Source organism: Nonomuraea sp. NPDC050556 (assembly GCF_044457355.1).
Taxonomy (GTDB): Bacteria; Actinomycetota; Actinomycetes; order Streptosporangiales; family Streptosporangiaceae; genus Nonomuraea.
Map to the genome: position 1 here is coordinate 279,275 of NZ_JBITGU010000001.1, position 20,272 is coordinate 299,546.

The 20,272-nt window shown below is 69.7% G+C and carries 17 protein-coding genes; 8 read left to right on the forward strand and 9 right to left on the reverse strand.

The window, feature by feature from the left end; all coding sequences use genetic code 11:
- Positions 1–149 precede the first annotated feature (149 nt).
- Positions 150–1,283 (forward strand): M24 family metallopeptidase, encoded by a 1,134-nt coding sequence (locus tag ACIBG8_RS01340; protein ID WP_397340430.1) that lies wholly within the window; start codon positions 150–152, stop codon positions 1,281–1,283.
- A gap of 43 nt (positions 1,284–1,326) precedes the next feature.
- Here the strand turns inward: ACIBG8_RS01340 and ACIBG8_RS01345 are convergent, their stop codons facing one another.
- On the reverse strand, positions 1,327–3,234 hold the full coding sequence (locus tag ACIBG8_RS01345) for a LamG-like jellyroll fold domain-containing protein (protein WP_397340431.1): 1,908 nt from the start codon (positions 3,232–3,234) through the stop codon (positions 1,327–1,329).
- Positions 3,235–3,370: 136 nt separating this feature from the next.
- On the opposite strand from ACIBG8_RS01345, the gene ACIBG8_RS01350 reads away from it, so the two are divergent.
- The 3 genes from ACIBG8_RS01350 to ACIBG8_RS01360 all read left to right on the forward strand — a co-directional run bounded on the left by ACIBG8_RS01350 (position 3,371) and on the right by ACIBG8_RS01360 (position 5,269).
- Positions 3,371–3,997 carry a hypothetical protein gene (locus tag ACIBG8_RS01350; protein WP_397340432.1) on the forward strand — a complete coding sequence of 209 codons (627 nt, stop codon included), beginning with the start codon at positions 3,371–3,373 and terminating at the stop codon, positions 3,995–3,997.
- Between the two features lie 205 nt (positions 3,998–4,202).
- Complete coding sequence (locus tag ACIBG8_RS01355) at positions 4,203–4,787, forward strand: GTP-binding protein (RefSeq protein ID WP_397340433.1); 585 nt, start codon at positions 4,203–4,205, stop codon at positions 4,785–4,787.
- 23 nt (positions 4,788–4,810) lie between these two features.
- Entirely contained in the window at positions 4,811–5,269 is a 459-nt protein-coding gene (locus ACIBG8_RS01360) for an Lrp/AsnC family transcriptional regulator (RefSeq protein WP_397340434.1), read from the forward strand.
- Here the strand turns inward: ACIBG8_RS01360 and ACIBG8_RS01365 are convergent.
- Genes ACIBG8_RS01365 through ACIBG8_RS01390 form a run of 6 tightly spaced genes read right to left on the reverse strand, consistent with a single transcriptional unit; the run spans position 5,248 to position 11,863 of the window.
- Positions 5,248–6,222, reverse strand: coding sequence for an N-acetylglucosamine kinase (locus tag ACIBG8_RS01365; protein WP_397340435.1), 975 nt, complete (start codon positions 6,220–6,222; stop codon positions 5,248–5,250). The genes ACIBG8_RS01360 and ACIBG8_RS01365 overlap by 22 nt on opposite strands.
- On the reverse strand, positions 6,222–7,481 hold the full coding sequence (locus tag ACIBG8_RS01370) for a 6-phospho-beta-glucosidase (RefSeq protein ID WP_397340437.1): 1,260 nt from the start codon (positions 7,479–7,481) through the stop codon (positions 6,222–6,224). The genes ACIBG8_RS01365 and ACIBG8_RS01370 overlap by 1 nt, the downstream gene beginning before the upstream one ends.
- Positions 7,478–8,365, reverse strand: a complete 888-nt coding sequence (locus ACIBG8_RS01375) for a carbohydrate ABC transporter permease (protein WP_397340439.1) — start codon at positions 8,363–8,365, stop codon at positions 7,478–7,480. The genes ACIBG8_RS01370 and ACIBG8_RS01375 overlap by 4 nt, the downstream gene beginning before the upstream one ends.
- Positions 8,362–9,300, reverse strand: coding sequence for a carbohydrate ABC transporter permease (locus ACIBG8_RS01380; RefSeq protein ID WP_397340440.1), 939 nt, complete (start codon positions 9,298–9,300; stop codon positions 8,362–8,364). The genes ACIBG8_RS01375 and ACIBG8_RS01380 overlap by 4 nt, the downstream gene beginning before the upstream one ends.
- Before the next feature lie 6 nt (positions 9,301–9,306).
- Positions 9,307–10,650, reverse strand: a complete 1,344-nt coding sequence (locus tag ACIBG8_RS01385; RefSeq protein ID WP_397340442.1) for an ABC transporter substrate-binding protein — start codon at positions 10,648–10,650, stop codon at positions 9,307–9,309.
- A 13-nt stretch (positions 10,651–10,663) separates the two neighbouring features.
- Positions 10,664–11,863, reverse strand: coding sequence for an ROK family protein (locus tag ACIBG8_RS01390; protein ID WP_397340443.1), 1,200 nt, complete (start codon positions 11,861–11,863; stop codon positions 10,664–10,666).
- 220 nt (positions 11,864–12,083) lie between these two features.
- On the opposite strand from ACIBG8_RS01390, the gene ACIBG8_RS01395 reads away from it, so the two are divergent.
- From ACIBG8_RS01395 to ACIBG8_RS01410, 4 genes are all read left to right on the forward strand, one after another.
- On the forward strand, positions 12,084–14,363 hold the full coding sequence (locus tag ACIBG8_RS01395) for a HelD family protein (RefSeq protein WP_397340445.1): 2,280 nt from the start codon (positions 12,084–12,086) through the stop codon (positions 14,361–14,363).
- 596 nt (positions 14,364–14,959) lie between these two features.
- Positions 14,960–17,401 carry an apolipoprotein N-acyltransferase gene (gene lnt, locus ACIBG8_RS01400; RefSeq protein ID WP_397340447.1) on the forward strand — a complete coding sequence of 814 codons (2,442 nt, stop codon included), beginning with the start codon at positions 14,960–14,962 and terminating at the stop codon, positions 17,399–17,401.
- Between the two features lie 2 nt (positions 17,402–17,403).
- Positions 17,404–18,150 carry a polyprenol monophosphomannose synthase gene (locus ACIBG8_RS01405; protein ID WP_397340449.1) on the forward strand — a complete coding sequence of 249 codons (747 nt, stop codon included), beginning with the start codon at positions 17,404–17,406 and terminating at the stop codon, positions 18,148–18,150.
- Between the two features lie 272 nt (positions 18,151–18,422).
- Positions 18,423–18,902, forward strand: a complete 480-nt coding sequence (locus ACIBG8_RS01410) for an FxsA family protein (RefSeq protein WP_397340450.1) — start codon at positions 18,423–18,425, stop codon at positions 18,900–18,902.
- Positions 18,903–19,079: 177 nt separating this feature from the next.
- On the opposite strand, the gene ACIBG8_RS01415 is transcribed toward ACIBG8_RS01410, so the two are convergent.
- Together ACIBG8_RS01415 and ACIBG8_RS01420 are read right to left on the reverse strand one after the other, a co-directional pair.
- Entirely contained in the window at positions 19,080–19,424 is a 345-nt protein-coding gene (locus ACIBG8_RS01415) for an RNA polymerase-binding protein RbpA (protein WP_397340452.1), read from the reverse strand.
- A gap of 106 nt (positions 19,425–19,530) precedes the next feature.
- Positions 19,531–20,121 (reverse strand): hypothetical protein, encoded by a 591-nt coding sequence (locus ACIBG8_RS01420; RefSeq protein ID WP_397340453.1) that lies wholly within the window; start codon positions 20,119–20,121, stop codon positions 19,531–19,533.
- Between the last annotated feature and the right edge of the window lie 151 nt (positions 20,122–20,272).

Below are 20,272 nucleotides of genomic sequence, written 5' to 3' on the forward strand. Positions count from 1 at the left end.
GGCTGATGGCCGCCCACGACGCCGACCATAAGTCTCAACTCTCAAACATGTTCGAACGGGACAATTGACCCAACACTACGTGATCGTCCTTGAACGGAGTGTAGCGATGGCTTGCCGTGTTGTGAGACCTTTTCGTGGATTTTGCCTGCATGGCGCGGAGTAGATTTGGGCCTGTGACGTCCTCAGACCTTTATCCCGTGTCCCGTCTGGCCGCTGTGCAGGAGGCTACCGCGAAGGCGGGCCTCGACGCGCTCCTGCTCACCCCTGGCCCCGATCTTCGCTACGTCACCGGTTACGAGGCGCTGCCGCTCGAGCGGTTGACGTGTCTCGTGGTGCCGGCCGCCGGCGAGTCGTACCTCATGGTGCCACGCCTGGAGCTTCCCGCGGCGCAGGCTTCTCCTGCGGCGCGGCTCGGCGTGGAGTTCGTGGCCTGGGACGAGACGGACGATCCGTACGACCTGGTCGCCAGGAGGCTCGGCAGGGTCGCCACGGTGGGCCTGGCCGACCGCATGTGGGCGATGGCCTCGCTGCGTTTCCGCGCCGCGATGCCGGAGGCCGAGCAGGTGCTGGCCGGGACGGTGCTGCGCGAGCTGCGCATGCGAAAGTCCGCCGTGGAGGTGGACGCGCTGCGCGAGGCGGGCGAGGCGATCGACGCCGTGCACCGGCAGGTGCCGCAGTTCCTGCGGGCCGGCCGTACCGAGCGCGAGGTGGGCCGTGACATCCACGACGCCATCCTGGCCGCCGGGCACGCCACGGTCGACTTCGTGATCGTCGCGAGCGGCCCGAACGGCGCCAGCCCGCACCACGAGCTGTCCGACCGGGTGATCCAGGCGGGCGAGCCGGTCGTGGTCGACATCGGCGGCCAGTTCCACAGCGGCTACTGCTCGGACTCCACCCGCAACTACTGCATCGGCGAGCCGCCCGCGGAGTACAAGGAGTATTTCCAGGTGCTTCAGGCCGCCCAGGACGCCGCCTGCGAAGCCGTACGGCCGGGCGTGTCGTGCGAGTCGATCGACGCGGCAGCCCGCGAGGTGATCGCCCAGGCGGGGTACGGTGACCACTTCATCCACCGCACCGGGCACGGGATCGGCATCGAGACCCACGAGGAGCCGTACATCGTGTCGGGCAACACCGAGCCGATGGAGCCCGGTTTCGCCTTCTCCGTCGAGCCGGGCATCTACCTGGCGGGCAAGCACGGGGCACGCATCGAGGACATCCTGGTCTGCACGGACACCGGGGGCGAGCGTCTCAACAACACCACCCGCGACCTGGTGATCGTCTAAAAAGGGAAGGCCACCTGGACCCGCTCCAGGTGGCCTTCTCCGTCTAACCGATGGGCGTGTTCATGTCCGCCTTGATCTGCGCGGGCGTGAGAGCGGCGCTGTAGGTGCGCAGCTCGTCGACCTTCCCCCGGAAGTGCCCGTCCAGGGCGAGCTGACCGGTCGCGCCGCTCAGATCGGCCGCGCTGTATCTACCGGCCTTGACCGGTTCCCCGTTGACGTAGAGGACGATCACCGAGCCGTCCGTGCTGACCGCCACATGGCTCCACGTGTTGAGCGGAAGTGCCGTCGGGACGCAGGTCGGGTTGCCGGTGGAACCGCTGTAGCCGTGCGCGCACGAGCCGGTGTAGGAGCTGACCGGGTCCAGTTCCAGCCAGCCGGCCCCCACCCAGCGGCGGATCGCCAGGCTGTTCGTGCCGTCGTCCACCGTGGGATACACCCAGGCGGACATCGTCATCCTGGTGTCGGCGCCCAGCGAGGCCGTATGGCCGGAGCCGAGGCCGGTGTCCGCGTTGTCGGGGAAGGCGATCCCGCGGCCGAACTTCCCCGAAGTCCACGAGAACAGCGACGACACGTTCAGGTAGTTTCCGTTGCCGGAGGAGTCCGAGGCGGAATCGCCCCAGCCTTCGTTCATCCCGAACGCGGCCGACAGCGTCCTCGCCTGGTCGGGTGCGGCCGTCACCTGCACGGCGGTGATCGCGGAGGCCCCTGTTTGCCCCGCGGTGTCCACCGCGCGTACCCGGTAGTAGTAGGTGCCCGGCTCGGTCACCGTCTCGACGTAGGAGTAGGTGTCGCGGCTGGGTGTGGCCACCAGGGTCGCCGCCGACGGCGTGAAGTCCGGCTGGGTCGAGCGGTGCACCTCCATCCGGGTCACGCCACGGTCGTCCCAGGCCGCGTCCCACTGCACGTCCACCCACCCGGTGTGGCCCGTCACCCACTGCCCGGCGGGCGCGGACGGCGGCTCGTCGGGCTCGGACACCTGGACCCGCTGCTCGGGCGCGGAGGGTCCGGCCTGCACCGAGGTGTCCAGTGCGCGCACCTGGTAGTAGTAGGCACCCGCCGCGGTGAGCTTGTCGGCGTAGGAGGTCGAGGTCACGGTCGCGAGCAGTGTCAACACGCCGGGGGTGAAGCCCGGCGTGGCCGAGCGGTGCACCTGGTAACCGGTGACCGCGTGGTCGTCGGTGGCGGGCTGCCAGGACAGAGCGGCCTTGCCGAAGTCGACCGGGGCGGCCGTGAACCCGCCGGGTGCGGACGGCGGCGCGTCCAGGGCGGTGTCCGCCACGACCGGGGTGGCCATGTCGGCCTGGATCCGGTCCTGGCCGAGCGCCACGTTGTAGACGCGGACCTCGTCCAGCCTGCCCTTCCACGTGGCGACGCGGCTTGAGCGGGAGAAGACCAGCGGGGAGGTGGAGACGGCGATCGCGCCCGGCGCCGCCTTCTCCGACGCGAGTGCGCCGTTGATGTAGAGGCGCAGGACCTGGCCGTCGTGGGTGACGGCGAGGTGGGTCCACACGTTGATCGGCATCCGAGGCCGGGCATCCGGGACCGTGCTCTGGTAGGTCGTGCCGATGCGCACCGTTCCCGACGGCGTGACCGAGGTGTACAGGCCGTAGGACATGTTCTTCGACAGCGAGACGCTGGAGCCACTGATGCCCGTGGGATTGACCCAGGCCTCGACCGTCATGCCCGTGGTGAGCTGGAGGGACGGTGAGTTCTTCACGGACACCTGGCTGTCGTCGGCCTCGAGCGCGACGGCCCTGCCGTACTTCCCGTCCACCCAGGCCGTCCTGGAGGTGACCCCGTTGTTGCCGTTGCCCGAGGCGTCGGCCGCGCTCCCCTCGAAGCCGTACGCGGCCACGAGGCCGTCGTCGGCCATCGCCTGCTGTTGCCCCGACAGCGGCGATGCCACGACGAGCAGGCAGGCGGCCGCTGCCCACTGACGTATTCGCACCATGGTGCTCCTTTCCTTGCGATGGCAGTGAGCATGGGCGATGCGGCTATACGCGACCTATATTCCGGCGAAAGGATCGGCGCGCCGGGTGCAAGCCGCGGTCAATCTGCGTGCAACCCGCCGCCCCTACGGTCGTGCCGTGTCCACACGACTGATGATCGGCGGAGCCGCGTTCGCGGCCGGCGCCGCGCTGCTTCTCACGTCGGCCCCTGCCTCAGCGCAGCAGCAGGCCGCACCCGCCAAGACGGCGAACAAGCTCTTCGAGGCCTGGCTCGCGCAGGACAAGCTCGGCGCGTCCAAGGTCGCCACCCCCGCCGCGGTCGACACGATCTTCGCCTACGTCTACCGCGCCCCCGACAAGTTCGCCGGCTGCGCCGGCAAGGTCTGCCGCTTCGTGCACACCAGCGTCAAGGTGCCCGGCGGGCTGAACGGCATCCTGATGATCGTGTCGGGGCCGAAGGTCGTGAAGGTCTACGAGTCCCGCCACCTCACCAAGCCCTCGCAGGCCGCCAAGTACCTGTTCAAGGCCTGGCAGCAGAGCGACCGCTACCGCGGCCTGGAGGCGGCCTCGGAGGCGGCGGTCAAGAAGCTGTTCAAGGTGAAGTACGACCCGCAGGGCGTGGAGCACTTCTTCCAGGGCTGCTCCAAGGAGACCAAGGGCTACTCCTGCGCCTACTCCTACGAGGGCGGCGCGATGTTCATGCACGTGCGCGGCACCAAGGCCGCCGGCTACGCCGTCCAGTCCATCAGCTACATCGCGGACTGACACAACTCCTGACTCAAGCGAGAAAATTTACGACAAACCGGGATATAGGGGTTCCTGGGGCAAGTCGTGTCTTGAGTGAAATATGTCGCATTGCTAGGGTGTCTCGGTGCGGGGCGGAGCGATGTGAGAGATTCTCGGCATCTTTACAGATCCGCTGACAAAAGTGACGTCTCGCCTGCGCAATAACGTACCAGGGCGGTGCTCGATGAACCTCGACCGCTGGCGGTTGCCGACCGCGATCAAGATCTTGATCGCCGGTGGCTTCGGCGTGGGCAAGACGACGATGGTCGGGGCGGTGTCGGAGATACGGCCGCTCAGGACCGAGGAGACGCTCACCGACCGCGGGCTGCGCCTGGACGACCTGACGGGCGTCGAGGCCAAGAAGCTGACCACGGTCGCCATGGACTTCGGCCGCATCTCGATCCGCGACGACTACACCCTCTACCTGTTCGGCACGCCCGGGCAGGAGCGGTTCTGGTTCGTCTGGGACGAGCTGGCCCTGGGCGCGCTCGGTGCGGTCGTGCTGGCCGACACCAGGCGGCTGGCCGACTGCTTCCCGGCCGTGGACTACTTCGAGCGCCACCACACGCCCTTCGTGGTCGCGCTCAACTGCTTCGACGGCGACCGCTCGGTCAGCGTCGGCGACGTGCGCACCGCGCTGGGGCTGGAGCCGGAGATCCCCATCGTGCTGTGTGACGCGCGCCGGCGCGACTCCAGCAAGGAGGTGCTCATCGCGCTGGTCGAACACGCGATGCGGCGCGGCGCCCAGGCCGTCGGAACCTCCTCGTGACCATCTCCCGGTAGCTTTGACCGATGGAGGAGATCGACCGCCGCATCGTCACGCTTCTGGCGAAGGACGGCCGGATGAGCTTCACCGACCTGGCCAGGGAGACCGGGCTGTCGGTGTCGGCCGTGCACCAGCGGGTGCGCAGGCTGGAGAAGCGCGGCGTCGTGCGCGGCTACACCGCGGTGATCGACTACGACGCGATCGGGCTGCCGCTCACCGCGTTCGTGTCGATCAAGCCGATCGACCCCGCGGCGCCCGACGACGCCCCCGACCGGCTGTCGCACCTCACCGAGATCGAGGCGTGCCACAGCGTGGCCGGGGACGAGAGTTACATACTCAAGGTCCGGGTGGGCTCGCCGTACGACCTGGAGGACCTGCTGCAGCAGATCCGCGCGGCCGCCAACGTCTCCACCCGCACCACCGTCGTCCTGAGCACCCCCTACGAGCACAGGGCGCCCGAGATTCAGGGCAAGGAGACCGAGTAGTAGGCGCGCAGCCGGTCCAGGGCCTCGGGGGCCGCGCCCATGCGTTCCAGGCCGCTGAGCGCCGATCCGAGGATCGGCGGCGCGTCGGCCACCACCAGCTTGGCCTGCGGCGCGCGCGCCGCGAACGTGGCCTCCAGCAGGCTGCTGAGCAGCGGGTTCCTGGCCCGCAGCACCCCGCCGCCGAGCACCACCTCGGTCGGGGTGTCCAGCAGGTCGAGGCGGCGCAGGCACACCTCGGCCATGGTCGTGATCTCCTCCGCCTGCTGCGCGACCACCCGGCGAGCCACCGCGTCGCCGGATGAAGCCACTGCCAGCAGGGCCGGGGTCAGTTCCGCCAGGCGCGCCTCGTCGATCTCGCCGAAGTGCACGTCGAGGACGACCTGCTCGACCGAGGAGGCGCCGAAGTGGGCCTTGACCACCTCGGTGAGCGCGGTCTGCGGTCCGCGCCCGTCCTCGGCGCGTACGGCGTGCCAGAGCGCCTCCTCGCCGAGCCCGAGCCCGCCGCCGAAGTCGCCGCTCATCCTGCCCAGCGCGGGAAAGCGCGCCACCTGGCCGGTGGGGGAGACGCCGACCGCGTTGATGCCGGCCCCGCACACCACGGCCACGCCCCACGGGCCCGAGGCGCCCGCGTAGAGCAGGGCGAAGGTGTCGTTGCCCACCGTCACGTGCCTGGCGAAGCCGCGCGCCTCGAACTCCTCGCGCAGCGCGTCCTCCTCCACGGGCAGGTCGGCCCCCGCCAGGTAGGCGGACATGTGGTCGGCGTAGACGGGCTCGGCGCCAGGACCGAGCGCCTGCCGTACGAGGTCGTGGACGACGTCGACGGCCGCGCCGACGCCCGCGCTCTGCGGCATGAACCCGCCGCCGCGCGCGGTGGCCAGGACCGTTCCGTCCTCGGCCACCAGCGCGACGTCGGTCTTGCTGTTGCCGCCGTCGACGGCCAGCAGAGTGCGCACTACGCCACCGTCCACGGCAGGTAACGGCTGTTGGCCTCCAGCAGCAGGCGGGTCAGCTCGTCGGCCGTGGCCTCCTGGCCGATCAGCGGGTGCGCCAGCAGCGCGTCCTGCACGCGGCGCGCGCCCCCGTTGATCGCCGCGTCAAGCGCGAGCTGCTCGTAGCAGGACACGTGCGCGACCAGACCGGCGTAGAGCGGCTCCAGAGGAGCCACAGGCAGCGGTACGGCTCCCGCCGCTGTGATCGTCGCCGGGACCTCGATCACCGCCTCGTCGGCCAGGAACGGCAGCGTGCCGTCGTTGCGCAGGTTGACGATCTGGGTGTCGCCCCGGTCGCCGAGCAGCGAGGCGACCAGCGCCACCGCCGCCTCGGAGTAGAAGGCGCCGCCGCGCTGCTCCAGCAGCTCCGGCTTGGTGTCGACGGCGGGGTCGGCGTACATCTCCAGCAGGCGCGTCTCCATCTCGGCCACCTCGGCCGCGCGCGACGGCTTGGTGCGCTGCTCCTGCACGACCTGGTCGTGGGCGTAGAAGTAGCGCAGGTAGTAGGAGGGCACCACGCCCAGCCGCTCGATCAGCGCCAGGGGCAGGCCGAGGGAGTCGGCGATCTCCTGGCCGCCCTCGGCGATGATCCTGGGCAGCACGTCGACGCCGTCGAGCAGGACGGAGCGCTCCCACGTGAGGTGGTTGAGCCCGACGTGCCCGAGCTGGACGCGGTCCGGGGTGACGCCCAGGCTCGCGGCCCAGCGCCGCTGGAAGCCGATGGCCACGTTGCACAGGCCGATGGCCCGGTGCCCGGCGTCCAGCAGCGCCCTGGTGACGATGCCCACGGGGTTGGTGAAGTCGACGATCCAGGCGTCCGGCGCGTGCCGCCTGACCTTCTCGGCGATGTCCAGCACCAGGGGCACCGTGCGCAGTGCCTTGGCCAGGCCTCCGGCGCCGGTCGTCTCCTGGCCGACGCAGCCGCACTGAAGCGGCAGCGTCTCGTCGACGTTGCGCGCCGCCTGCCCGCCGACCCGCAGCTGCAGCAGGACGGCCTGCGCCCCGGCCACGCCCTCCTCCACCGAGGAGGTGGCGACCACCCGGGCCGGGTGACCGGCCCTGGCGAGCATCCTGCGGGCCATGCCCGCGACCAACTCAAGACGCGAAATATCGGGATCTATGAGGGAGATCTCGGTGAGCGGCAGCTCGTCGCTCAGCCGCGCGAATCCGTCGATCAGCTCCGGCGTATACGTCGAGCCGCCCCCGACAACGGCGAGTTTCAACCCTTTACTCCTGTCAACGTGACGCCCTCGATGAACACTCGCTGGGCGAAGAAGAAGATGATGATCACCGGCGCCGTCACCAGCAGGGTGGCGGCCATGGTGAGGTTCCACTGCACGCTGTGCAGCGCCTTGAAGGTCGCCAGGCCCAGAGAGAGCGTCCAGTCGCCCTCGTCGGCCGTCTGGACGTACAGCAGGGGGCCGTAGTAGTCGTTCCAGCAGTAGAAGAACTGGAACAGCGCCACGGCGGCGATGGCCGGCTTGGCCATCGGCAGGATGACCCTGATGAGCGTCTTGAAGTCGGAGCAGCCGTCCACCCTGGCCGCGTCGGTGTAGTCGCGGGGGATGGTGATGAGGAACTGGCGCAGCAGGAAGATCGTGAACGCGTCGCCGAACAACATCGGCAGGATCAGCGGCCACAGCGTGCCCGTCAGGTCCAGCCGCGCCCACAGCGTGTAGATCGGCACGGCGATGACCTGCGGCGGGAGCATCATCATGGTGATGACCAGCAGGAAGGCCAGCCTGCGCCCGCGGAAGCGGAACCGCGACAGCGCGTAGGCCACCGGCACAGACGACAGCAGCGTGAAGATCGTGCCCAGCCCGGCGTAGAAGAAGGTGTTCCACACCCAGCGCAGCAGCTCCGACTTGGCGAAGACCGTGACGAAGTTCTCCCAGTTCCAGGTCTGCGGCCACAGCTGGCTGGTGAGCGCCTGCTCGTCGGTCATCAGCGCGGTCAGGAAGACGAACACGATGGGCGCGACGAAGATGATCGCCAGCACGATGGCCAGCGAGTGCGTCGCGATCCAGTAGAGCGTCTTCCTGCCTCTGGCCCTGCGCGCGGTCGTCCGGGGACGGACGGGGACCGGGACGGCGGTCAACGTGCTCATGCGCCCTCCTCGGCACGGCGGAACTGGCGCAGCAGGATCACGGTGAAGACCATCGAGATGACGAACAGGATGATGGCCAGCACCGAGGCCAGGCCCATCTTCGAGTCGCGGAAACCGTCGTGGAACAGCACCTGGGGCAGGGTCAGCAGCGACTGCTCCGGGTAGCCCGGAGTGAAGGTGCTGCCGGCCGAGTCCGTCGAGCCCGAGGCCACCCGCGAGGCGATCATCGCCTGGGTGAAGTACTGCAGCGAGTAGATGATGTTGGTGACGAAGGAGAACATGAGCACCGGCGCGATCGTCGGCAGCGTGATGCTGCGGAACTGGCGCCAGGCGCCCGCCCCGTCGATCGAGGCGGCCTCGTACAGGTGCTTGGGCACGTCCAGCAGCGCGGCCAGGAAGATCACCGCGAGCTGGCCGCAGCTCCACAGGCTCAGCAGCGTCAGCGACGGCTTGGACCACGTCGGGTCGCCGAACCAGTCGGGACCTGAGATGCCCACCCAGCTCAGCACCGTGTTGACCGGGCCGGTCGACGGGTTCAGCAGGAAGACGAACGCGATCGTGCCCGCCGCCATCGGCACCAGCGAGGGCAGGTAGAAGATCGTCCGCAGGATGCCCGCGCCGGCCTTGACCCGGGTGAGGACCTGCGCCACCACCAGGGAGAAGACCACCGTGGCCGGGACCATGAAGACCACCAGCCACAGCGTGTTCTTGGCGGCGTTCCAGGTCATCTCGTCCTGGAAGATGTACTCCCAGTTGGCCATGCCCACCCACTCCAGGGTGAACAGGTCATAGTTCGTGAAGGCGTAGTAGACCGTGGAGATGAGCGGGTAGGCCAGGAAGACCACGAACCCGATCAGCCACGGGGACAGCCACAGGAGGGCGCGCGGGCCCTCGCCGCGCCGCCAGCGGGGCGGCGCGGCGTGGGATGATGCCATCGAAGATCAGCTCCCCGACAGCTTCAGCCGGTCGTTGATGCGCTTGTCCACGCCGGTCAGCCCGGCGTTCAGGTCCTTGGCCGACCCCTTCTCCCACGCCTCCAGGAACTGGGCGAAGCTCTCCTGGTTGAAGACGCTGTTGATGCTGGAGGGCAGCGTCACCGTCTTGGGGTGGTTGAAGATGTCGAGGAAGGTCTGGAACTTCTCGTCCTTGACCAGGTCGGGCGAGTCGGCCGCCGCCTTCGTCGTGGGCACGTTGTGCAGCGCGTTGGCCAGCGTCACCAGGGCTTCGGTGTCGGTGGTCAGGTACTTGATGAGCTCCCAGGCGGCCTGCGGGTTCTTGGCGCCCTTGGGCACGCCCACCACGGTGCCCTGGGTGAAGCCGGCGCCGTACTGGTCGGGCTTGTCGTCGGCGACCGGCATCGGCGAGGTGCCGTAGTCGAGCCCCTTGGCCTTGGAGTCGTTGGCGATCATGGCGGTGCGCCACTCGCCATCGATGATCATCGCCACCTTGTCCTTGTAGAACGGGTGGTCGGAGCCCCACTCGTCACCCAGGCCCTTGCGGAACTTCTCCAGGTTGGCGAAGCCGTACCAGTCGACCAGTTCCTTCTGCCACTTCAGCAGCTGCTGCCAGGCGGGGTCGGAGCCGATGGCCGAGGTGCCGTCGTCGTTGAGCCACTTGGCGCCGACCATGGGCGCCATGTGCGCGGGGGTGTTCTCGTAGTAGGTGAAGCTGGGGATGAAGCCGGCCACCTTGATCGTGCCGTCCGGGTCGCGGACGGTGAGCTTCTTGGTCAGCTCCGTCAGCTCGGTCAGCGTCTTGGGCGGCTCGGCGCCCTTCATCAGCTTCTTGTTGTAGTAGAAGCCGTAGGCGTCGGTGAGCAGCGGCATCATGCAGCGCACGCCGTTGTACTCGGTGTAGTCGCGGGCCACCTGCGGGATCACCGACAGGTCGATGCCGTCCTGCTTGATGACCGCGGTCAGGTCCTGGAACGCTCCGCTCTTGCACCACTGGGCGACGCTGTCGGTGGTGAAGGAGACCGCTACGTCGGGCACCTTGCCCGAGCGGATGGCCTGCGTGATGTTCTCGTCCTGCACGCCCTTGCGCAGCTTGACGGTGATCTGCGGGAACTTCTTGTTGAAGCCGTTGACGACGTCGGTGAACGCCTTGATCTCGGTGTCGGTGCTGAAGCCGTGCCACAGCTCCAGCGTCGTGGCGGGCAGTGCGGCTGAGGCGCTGCCCGACGGTTTCGGCTGGGCGCCCAGCGAGGGCGGCGCGTCCTTGGGGGCGCCGGCTGTGCACGCGGTCAGGGCCAACAGGCCGGCGACTGCTAGGGGAACGAAGCGCACGGGGGGTGCCTCCTCAAGATGGAACGGTTGAGCTGAAAACCTCGTCACGGGTCGTGTCGAGGGCTAGGTCGAGCGCGCCGGCCAGGACGGGGTTGCCCTCGACGGTCGACAGCCGCACCTGCGGCCTGGGGATGGTGAGCGCGTGCAGCTCGTGTTCGACGAGCTCACGCAGCGTCTCGCCGCCGGTCAGCACGATGCCGCCGGTCAGCACGACGAGTCCTGGATCGATGACCGAGGTGATGGCGGCCAGTCCCACCGCGATGCGCGCGGCGATGTCGCGCAGCCCGGCCCTGGCGTCGTCCGCCTTGGTCCCGGTGCGCTCCGCCGCGTTGACCGCGTTGGCGATCGCCTGGCGGAAGTCGGTGCCGCGCACGCCGTAGGAACGCAGCAGTTTGAGTACGGCGGGGCCGCCGGTGAGCGCCTGGTAGCCGTGGTTGGCGTAGCGCCCGGCCTCGCGCGCGGTCGGCGCTCCGGGGGTCGGCATGTATCCGACCTCGCCCGCGCCGCCGGTCGCGCCGCGGTGCATGCGCCCGCCCAGCACGATGGCCGAGCCGATGCCCTCGTCGGCCCACAGCAGCACGAAGTCGGAGGTGCCCTGGGCGGCGCCGTGCGCCTGCTCGGCCAGCGCCACCAGGTTGACGTTGTTCTCGACCGCCACGGGGATGCCGAGCCCGTCGCTGAGCGTGGGCACCAGGGCGGGGATCTGCCAGCCCGGCATGTCCTTGGCCGTGGCGTACCCGAGCCTGCCCGTGGAGGGGTCGATGGCCGCCTGCACGCCGATGACGACCTGGCGCAGCCGGGCGCCCGGGGTGTTGGCGCCGTCCAGGGCCGCGCGCAGCCGTTCGACCAGCTCGCCGCCACCGCGGCGCGGGGTCGGCAGCACGTAGGTGCCCACGACGGTGCCGGTGATGTCGGCGACGCTGGCCTCGATGCGGTCGGGGGTCACGTCGAGCGCGCCCACGTGCGCCGCTGCCGGGTTGATGCGGTAGACCTCGGCGGTACGGCCGGGCATGCCCTCGCGGATGCCGTCCAGCACGACCAGCCCGGCCTCTTGCAACCGGGCCAGGAGCTGCGATGCTGTGGGTTTGGACAGGCCCGTGAGGGTACCGATCTCGGGACGGGTCAGCGGTCCCCGCTCCAGGAGCGCCTGCAGGGCGGCGCGGTCGTTGATCGCGCGAAGCAGGCTTGGCGTCCCCGGCGTCGGACCGTTCACTGGTTCACTCCTTGCTCAGGAGTTAGGAAACTTTCCTAACTTCTTGAGGGTGAACGTATGGAGTCCGGGGGGTGCAGGTCAAGTAGCGAAACCAAGACGTAACCGTCTTCAGAGCAAGAGAAGATGTGAGTGTCTCAACGAGCGTGCTAGTGTCATGGTTTGTCGTAGCAACTAGCAGAATGGCCCGGAGTGTCCCATTAACACCAAGACTAATGGACCGATGGCTTCCCGTCAAACCGAGCTTGTCAAGGAGCAGGACTACGTCACCAGGCTGTACGAGCGCCTCGACGTGCTGCGCGAGCGCACCCAGAAGCAGCTCAAGGACGTGCTGGCCACCGGCGCTGTCGGCACGATGCAGAACAGGTCGGAGCGCGACTCCTTCGCCGAGATGTACGCCGTCAGGCTGGCCAGGCTCTGGGCCGTGGAACGCGGCCTGGCCTTCGGCCGCCTCGACCTCGCCGAGCCCGCCGAGGGGCAGGACCGCCTCTACATCGGCAAGATCGGCCTGGCCGACGACGAGCAGGAGCGGCTGCTCATCGACTGGCGCGCGCCCGTCGCCCAGCCGTTCTACCGCGCCACCCCGGCCTCGCCGATGGGCGTCACCCGCCGTCGCCACCTGCAGACCAAGGGGCGCTCGGTCACCGGCGTCGACGACGACCTGCTCGACCTCGACGGGCTGACCGAGGCCGACATCGCCACGCTGAACGGCGAGGCAGCGCTGCTGGCCGCCCTCGACGAGAAGCGCACCGGCCGCATGCGCGACATCGTGGCCACCATCCAGGGCGAGCAGGACCGCGTCATCCGCGCCGACCTCAACGGCGTCCTCGTCGTGCAGGGCGGGCCGGGCACCGGCAAGACCGTCGTCGCGCTGCACAGGGCCGCCTACCTGCTCTACACCCACCGCGACAAGCTGGAGCGGCGGGGCGTGCTCATCCTGGGGCCCAACCTCACGTTCCTGCGCTACATCGAGCAGGTGCTGCCCTCGCTGGGCGAGACCGACGTGCTGCTGTCGACCGTGGGGGAGCTGTTCCCCGGGGTCAAGGCCACCGCGCGCGAGCGGCCGGAGGTCGCGGCGATCAAGGGCGACGCGCGGATGGCCGAGGTGATCGCGCGAGCCGTACGCGACCGCCAGCGGGTGCCGCGCCAGGCGATCGAGCTGCCGCTGGGCCGCTACACGCTGACCGTCGACCGGCAGATGATGGAGAACGCCAGGAACAAGGCGATCCGCTCGCGCCGCAGCCACAACCAGGCGCGCGCCGTCTTCGTCCGGTCGATTCTCAACGCGCTGGCCAGGCAGGCGGCCAAGAAGCTCGGCCGCGGGCTCATCGACGACGACGAGCTGGCCGACCTGCGCGAGGACCTGCGCACCGAGCCGGTCGTCAAGACCGCGCTCAACCGCCTGTGGCCCTACCTGACGCCCCAGCGCCTGCTCATGGGCCTGTACGGCTCGGCGGAACGGCTCGACCACGCGGGCGCCGCGCTGACGCGCCAGGAGCGCGCGCTCCTGCTCCGCACCGGCGGGGCGTGGACCGAGTCCGACGTGCCGCTGCTCGACGAGGCTGCCGAGCTGCTCGGCGACATCGACGAGCAGGTGCTGCGCGCCACCGCCATGCAGGCGGAGGAGGAGCTGGCCGCCGCGCGCCAGGCCGAGGAGAGCGAGCGCGAGCGCGAGGTCGCCTACGCCCGCGAGGTCCTCGAACTCACGGGCCTGTCGGACGTCATGGAGGCCGAACGGCTCGCCGAACGCCACCGCGGCGACACGCCGTACCTGACCACGGCGGAACGCGCGGCGGGTGACCGTACCTGGGCCTATGGCCACGTGATCGTGGACGAGGCGCAGGAGCTGTCGCCGATGGCCTGGCGGGCCGTCATGCGGCGCAACCCGACCAGGTCGATGACGATCGTGGGCGACATCGCCCAGACCGGCTCGGCGGCCGGCGCCCGCTCGTGGGGCCAGGTCCTCGACCCCTACGTCGCCGGGCGCTGGCGCCAGGAGCGGCTCACCATCAACTACCGCACTCCTGTGGAGCTGATGGCGGTCGCGGCCGACGTGCTGGCCGCGATCGACCCGGAGCTGGAGGCGCCGCTGTCGGTGCGCGAGAGCGGGGCGGTCCCGTGGAGCGCGCCGCTGGCCGACCTGCCCGAGCTGGTCAAGGCGGAGCTCGTGGACGGCGGCAGGACCGTCGTGATCGTCCCTGAGTCGAAGCTGGAGGAGCTGGGAGCCGTGGTGACCGCCTCGGTCGAGGGGGCGGTCGCGGGGCCGGGAGCGGCCGCTCTGGACGCTCCTGTGGCCGTGCTGGGGGTGACGGACGCCAAGGGGCTGGAGTTCGACTCGGTGATCGTGGCCTCACCTGACCTGATCATCTCGGAGTCTCCGCGCGGTCTGAGCGACTTGTATGTGGCTTTGACCCGGGCCACGCAGCGGCTCGGGGTAGTCTTCGACGGCGCTCTACCGGCGTGTCTGGAGTCCCTGCAACCACGGGGACATCAGACGACATAACCCCTTTGGAGCCGTGTGCCGAGCATGTCCTAGCTGCGAAAACTTGAAATTTGCGCTGGTCGGGGCACGGTTGACATCTGAGTTGGAGTCGGTAGTTTGCTGCGCAGTCCAGCACGGGACTTGGCCGGTTGGCCGTCTCTGACATCGTCGGATCCTGCGTCCGTGACAGAGTGTGACTCTGTCCACACAGCCAGGTGCAGGGCCGTCGGTCCGTCGAGTCGGGGCACCCCAACCGGGCGGGGGGTTGGACCCGGGACGGGCCAGGAAGCCCAGTAGACAACGGAACTCCGCGCTCGCCGCCGACGAGACGGGTCCGGTCCGAAGGGTTTCCTGGCCCTCTTCCCGCTCCCGTGCCACGGATCACCCGAGGAAGAGCGCTTCGCCGGCGCTCCGCCCGACGGTCACGACGGTGACCTCGGCGGGGGCGGTTGAGACTCGACCATGAGTAACACGCGGGGGTGGCCCGCCGGCATCCGTCTGCCGGGGGTCGCCCCTTCCGTGCATTCCTTGATCGTTTCCAGGGTTCCGCCGCACGCGTCACCGCGCTTTTCGCGCGCGGGGGGCGGTAGCGTTTGCGCAAGCAGACGTGCGAGTGCGTGAGGAGAACCCCGGTCGTGGTGCAGGAGCAGACGGGCATACCGCCACTAGGGAACCCCACCACGCCCACCGACGACACCCCGGACCCGGCCGCCGCCACGTCTCCTGCCAGCGCCCCCGTTGGCGCCGCGCCTCCCAAGGACGCTTCCCCCGACGCCGCGCCCGCAAAGGACGCTTCCCTCGGCGGCCCGCCCCCCAATGGCGCGCTTGACGCCTCCAGGGACGCGTCCCTGGACGCCGTGTCGCCTGGCGACGTGGCTCTCATGGACGCTTCCCTCGACGGGACGCCCTCCGACGGGACGCCCTCCGATGGGGCTCTCGACGCCGAAGTGGCCTCCAAGGACGTGTTCCCCGACGGCGCCCCCTCCGACGGCATGCCCTCCGACGGGGCGCTTGGCGCCGGAGCGGCCACCACCGAGACGCCCCTTGGCGACTTGGCCCCCAACGACGTCGCGGCCTCTAACGACTCGGCCCCCAATCATGCTTTCCCCGATGGTGCGATCGCGCCCTCTGAAGGCGCTGTCGCCGGCGGTGAGACCTCCCTCGGCGGCCTGCCCGGCGGTGGCGGGGCGGTTCCCGGTGGGGTCACCGCGCGTGCCACCTCGCCCGGCCGCGAGTCCCGGGCCAAGCTGCTGGGCAGAATCGTGGCCGCCGCGGCTGGAGGGTTGCTGCTCTACCTCGCCTTCCCCCCGCTCGACTGGTGGTGGTGCGCCCCCCTCGGCATCACCCTGATCGTCATCTCCCTGTACGGCTGCCGCCCCCGCCGCGCCGCCTGGCTCGGTTACCTGGCCGCCGCCGTGTTCCTGTTCCCCACCCTGTCCTGGGTGCGTCCCATCGGCGACGACGCCTGGGTCGGCCTCGTGGCCGTCTCCAGCCTGTTCTACGCCGCCATGGCCGCCTGCGCCGCGCCGGTGTTCCGGCTGCGCTGGTGGCCGGTGTGGTTCGGCGCGCTGTGGGTGGCGATGGAGTGGGGACGCAGCGTCTTCCCGGTCGGCGGCTTCCCGTGGGCGCGGGTCGCCTTCAGCCAGGGCGAGTCGGCCTTCACCTCCTACGCGGCGCTCGGCGGCGCACCGCTGGTGTCGTTCGCCGTCACCCTGTCCGGCGCCCTGCTGGCCATGGCCGTACTCCGCCTTCTCCAAGCCCCTCAGCCCATCCGGGTCTCCCGCAAAACCCCTCAGACGAGTCCCGTTATTGGGGCAACCGAAGCGGCGAAGGGTGATGGGGAAGTAAGCGCGGCGACAGCGGGCCTCGCCGGAGCAGACGCGGGAGTGACCGGGGGCCTCGCCGGAGCAGCGGGCCTCGCCGGAGCGGGCGCGGCAGCGGGCCTCGCCGGAGCGGGCGCGGCAGCTGGTCACGCGGGAGCGGGCGCTACAGCGGGCCATGCCACAGCGGGCGACGCCACGGGGGGCCACGCCGGAGCGGGTCTCGTCGGGGCGGGCGGGGCGGCTGGGTGGGCGTGGCATGCGGTGGTGCCTGCTGGCCTGGCGCTGGTGGTGCCGTTGCTGGCGCTCGCCGTACCCAGGCCGGGTGACGAGGGCCGGAACGTCAACGTCGGCATCGTGCAGGGCAACGTCCCCGGCGAGGGCATGTACGCGCTCGGCGAGGAGCCGGCCGTCGTGCTCAACAACCACGCCAGGGAGACCCACGCCCTCGCCCAGGCGGCCCGCGACGGCAAGCTGCTCAAACCCGACATCGTGGTCCTGCCGGAGAACTCCACCGACATTGACCCCTACCGCGACGCGTTCGCCCGCGACACCATCGACGCCTCCGTCAAGGACGTCGGCGTCCCCACGCTGGTAGGCGCCGTCGTCGCGATCGGTGACCAGCACCGCGCCACCCGCAGCCTCGTCTGGGACCCGGCGACCGGTCCGGGCGCCTACTACGACAAGCAGCAACTCGTCCCGTTCGGGGAGTTCACCCCGTTCCAGGATCTCGTGCTCGCCCTGTTCGAACGCGCCAGGCTGGTCGGCAGGCAGTCCGTCCCCGGCACCAAGGACGGCACGCTCAGGATGGGCCCGGTGACCATCGGCGCGGTCAACTGCTACGAGGTCGCCTTCGACGGCATCGTCCGCGGCACGGTCAAGGCCGGCGGCACCCCGCTCGTGGTGCAGACCAACAACGCCACTTACGCCCTGACGAACCTGCCGCCGCAGCAGCTCGCCATGTCCAAGCTGCGCGCCGTCGAGCACAACCGCGCCGTCGTCACCGCCGCGACGACCGGCATCTCGGCCTACGTGACCCCGGACGGTAAGGTCGCCTGGCAGACGAAGGAACGCGTGGCCGACATGAACGTGGTCAAGGTGCCCGTCCGGACAGAGGCCACCATTGCCACCCAGGTGGGTCAGGCTCCCGAGTGGGCACTGATACTGGTGGGAGCAGCGGCGGTGGGTGCCGCCGCGTGGCGCGGCAGGCGTCGCGACGAATCGGTGAGGAACGACTGAACATGGAGCAGATGCCGGGCCGGGTGCTCGTGGTCGTCCCCACCTACAACGAGCGGGAGAACCTGCCGCTGATCGCCGCCCGCGTGCGCGCCGCGCTGCCCGAAGCGCACCTGCTGGTCGCCGACGACAGCAGCCCCGACGGCACAGGGCAGATCGCCGACGAGCTCGCCGCCGCCGACGACCACATCCACGTGCTGCACCGTCCGGGGAAGCAGGGCCTCGGCGCGGCCTACATCGACGCGTTCCGCTGGGCGATGCACGAGGGCTACGAGGTGCTCGTCGAGATGGACGCCGACGGCTCCCACCAGCCGGAGGAGCTGCCCAAGCTGCTCGAGGCGCTGGGCGAGGGCGCCGACCTGGCGATCGGGTCGCGGTGGGTGCCCGGCGGCAAGGTGGTCAACTGGCCCGCGTCGCGCGAGTTCCTGTCCAGGGGCGCCAACGTGTACGTGCGGCTGATGCTGGGGCTCCCGGTGCGCGACGCGACGGCGGGCTTCCGCGCCTACCGCGCGGCGACGCTGGAGAAGATCGGGCTGTCCGACGTGGAGTCGCAGGGCTACTGCTTCCAGGTCGACCTCACCCTGCGTACGGCGCGCAACGGGCTGCGGATCGCCGAGGTGCCGATCACGTTCGTGGAGCGCACGATCGGGCACAGCAAGATGAGCCGCAAGATCATCACCGAGGCGCTGTGGCGGGTGACGGTTTGGGGGGTCACGGGGCTTCCTGCCCGTTTGCGCCGCCAGCGTCACTGACGTCACGCAAGCGAACCGCAACCCTACGGCTAGCAACCGGCCATATAACCACGGTGTGAACAGATGGCCGTTCATCGGCAGACAGAGGCAGCTGATCACCGACCCCTCCACCCCCGGCGTCGGGTGGGGGCGAACCACCCCCCGCAGGCCCTGCACGGGCTGAACGGCGAGGCCACCGGGAATGGCCGGCACGCGGTGTGGAGACGTGTGGAACGTCGCAGGCGCGCAGTACGTTGGACATGGCGTACGGCTGACGCGCGAATGAGGCAATGATGCGGCTCCTGCTTTTCCTGGCCTTCCTGGTGGTTCCCGTCCTGGAGATCTGGCTGCTCATCCAGGTGGGCTCGGTGATCGGCGGCTGGCCCACGGTGGCGCTGCTGCTGGCCGACAGCCTGCTGGGCGCGTGGATCGTGCGCCGTGAGGGGCGCAGGGCGTGGCGCAACCTGCAGACGGCGCTGCAGGACGGGCGCATGCCCGACAGGGAGCTCGCCGACGGCGGGCTGATCCTGGTGGGCGGCGCGCTGCTGCTCACGCCGGGGTTCCTGACGGACGTGCTCGGGTTCCTGTGCGTGCTGCCGTTCACGCGGCCGATGATGCGGAAGCTCGCCTCGTGGTTCTTCGCGCGGAAGGTGCGCACGCTCACGGCGGCTTCGCCGTACGCGAACCTGATCCAGCAGCAACCCCAGCAGGACCCGCACGGCCGCGTCGTTCACGGCGAGGTCATCCGCGACGACGTCCCGCGAAGCAACTAGCTCGGGGCGGCTGCACGCCCCGAGGTAACGGCGAGCTGCCCGTGAGCCAGGCGTTCCATGATGGACGGTCGCCCGCTCACGTCGGCGGGTGGCTGTCTCCTGGCTCCGCCGTACCCCCAAAAGCACAACGGCGCCCCGGACCCTGAGGTCCGGGGCGCCGTCGCACCGTGAAGAATGTCAGGCGCTCTTGCGACGCTGGGCCCGAAGGACGGCCAGCCTCTCGTTGAGCACCTCTTCCAGGTCCTCGATGGACCTCCGCTCCAGAAGCATGTCCCAGTGCGTCCTCGGGGGCTTCGCCTTCTTCGCCTCCGGCAGTTCGCCGTCCACCCGGACAGCGGTCGCGCCGCACATGCGGCACTCCCACGTAGCCGGGATTTCAGCCTCTGCGGCAAGCGGGACCTCGAAGCGATGACCCTTGGAACAGGTGTAGGACACCTCCTGGCGCGGGGCCAGATCCGTGTTACGGTCGTTCTCGTAGCTGGTTGCCCCGAGCCGGGTGCCACGAAGCGCGCGCTCGCCCATGTCTTAATGCCTCCTACAGGGCCCCCGACGTTGGGGGTCTGTCTCCCACGGTGTCTAACGCTTGATACCGTTGTGGGATTCCCACCTGTGGGGTGATCCAATCGCGTTACTTGGCACGAGGTGCGCGCATCATCTCGAAAGCCGCCCACAGGCCCCCGATGGCGATCAGCGCGCCGTGGGCGATCCGCAGCGAATACGGGCCGAAGAACTGCGGGATGAACAGCGCGAATCCCAGCGCCAGCGGCGTCCAGCTCCACTTGGCGAGCACCCCTGAGCGCCACACGACCACGGCGGCCATGACCGTGCCGACGCCGAGCAGCAGCAGGCCCGCGGCGAACATCGACATCGCGATCGGCCCGTAGCGGAACTCCTCGGCCAGTTCCATCGCGTTGGGCACGTGCTTGGCGATCACGTTGAGCCCAAAGTCCTCGGCCCCGTAGTAGGGCAGGGTGAGCCCGGCGCCGATCCAGGTGACCACGGTGGCGCGCAGGGCCAGGCGGTCCTGCAGGCGGACGTACAGGGCCAGGACGGCCAGGCTGACGAGGATGAAGCCGATCATCGCGAACAGGTGGCCGAGCACCCACGGCATGGACGCCAGGGTCGCCGCCGTGTCGGTGGAGGGACGGATCGCGGGATAGAGGAAGAACAGGACACCCGCGACGGCCAGGGCCACAGCGGCGAGGGGGGAACGGTTCACGACTACTCCTGTGGTGCATTGCTCTGTTGTGAGAGCAATGCTCTCGAAAGGGAGCGGTGGTGTCAAGAGGAGAGCCCGGCGGGCTTGGCTCCGTCGGGCTCTTGAGGTGAGGATGGTTCATGCGGCATCGCGGCAGCCGTTCGCGCAGCAG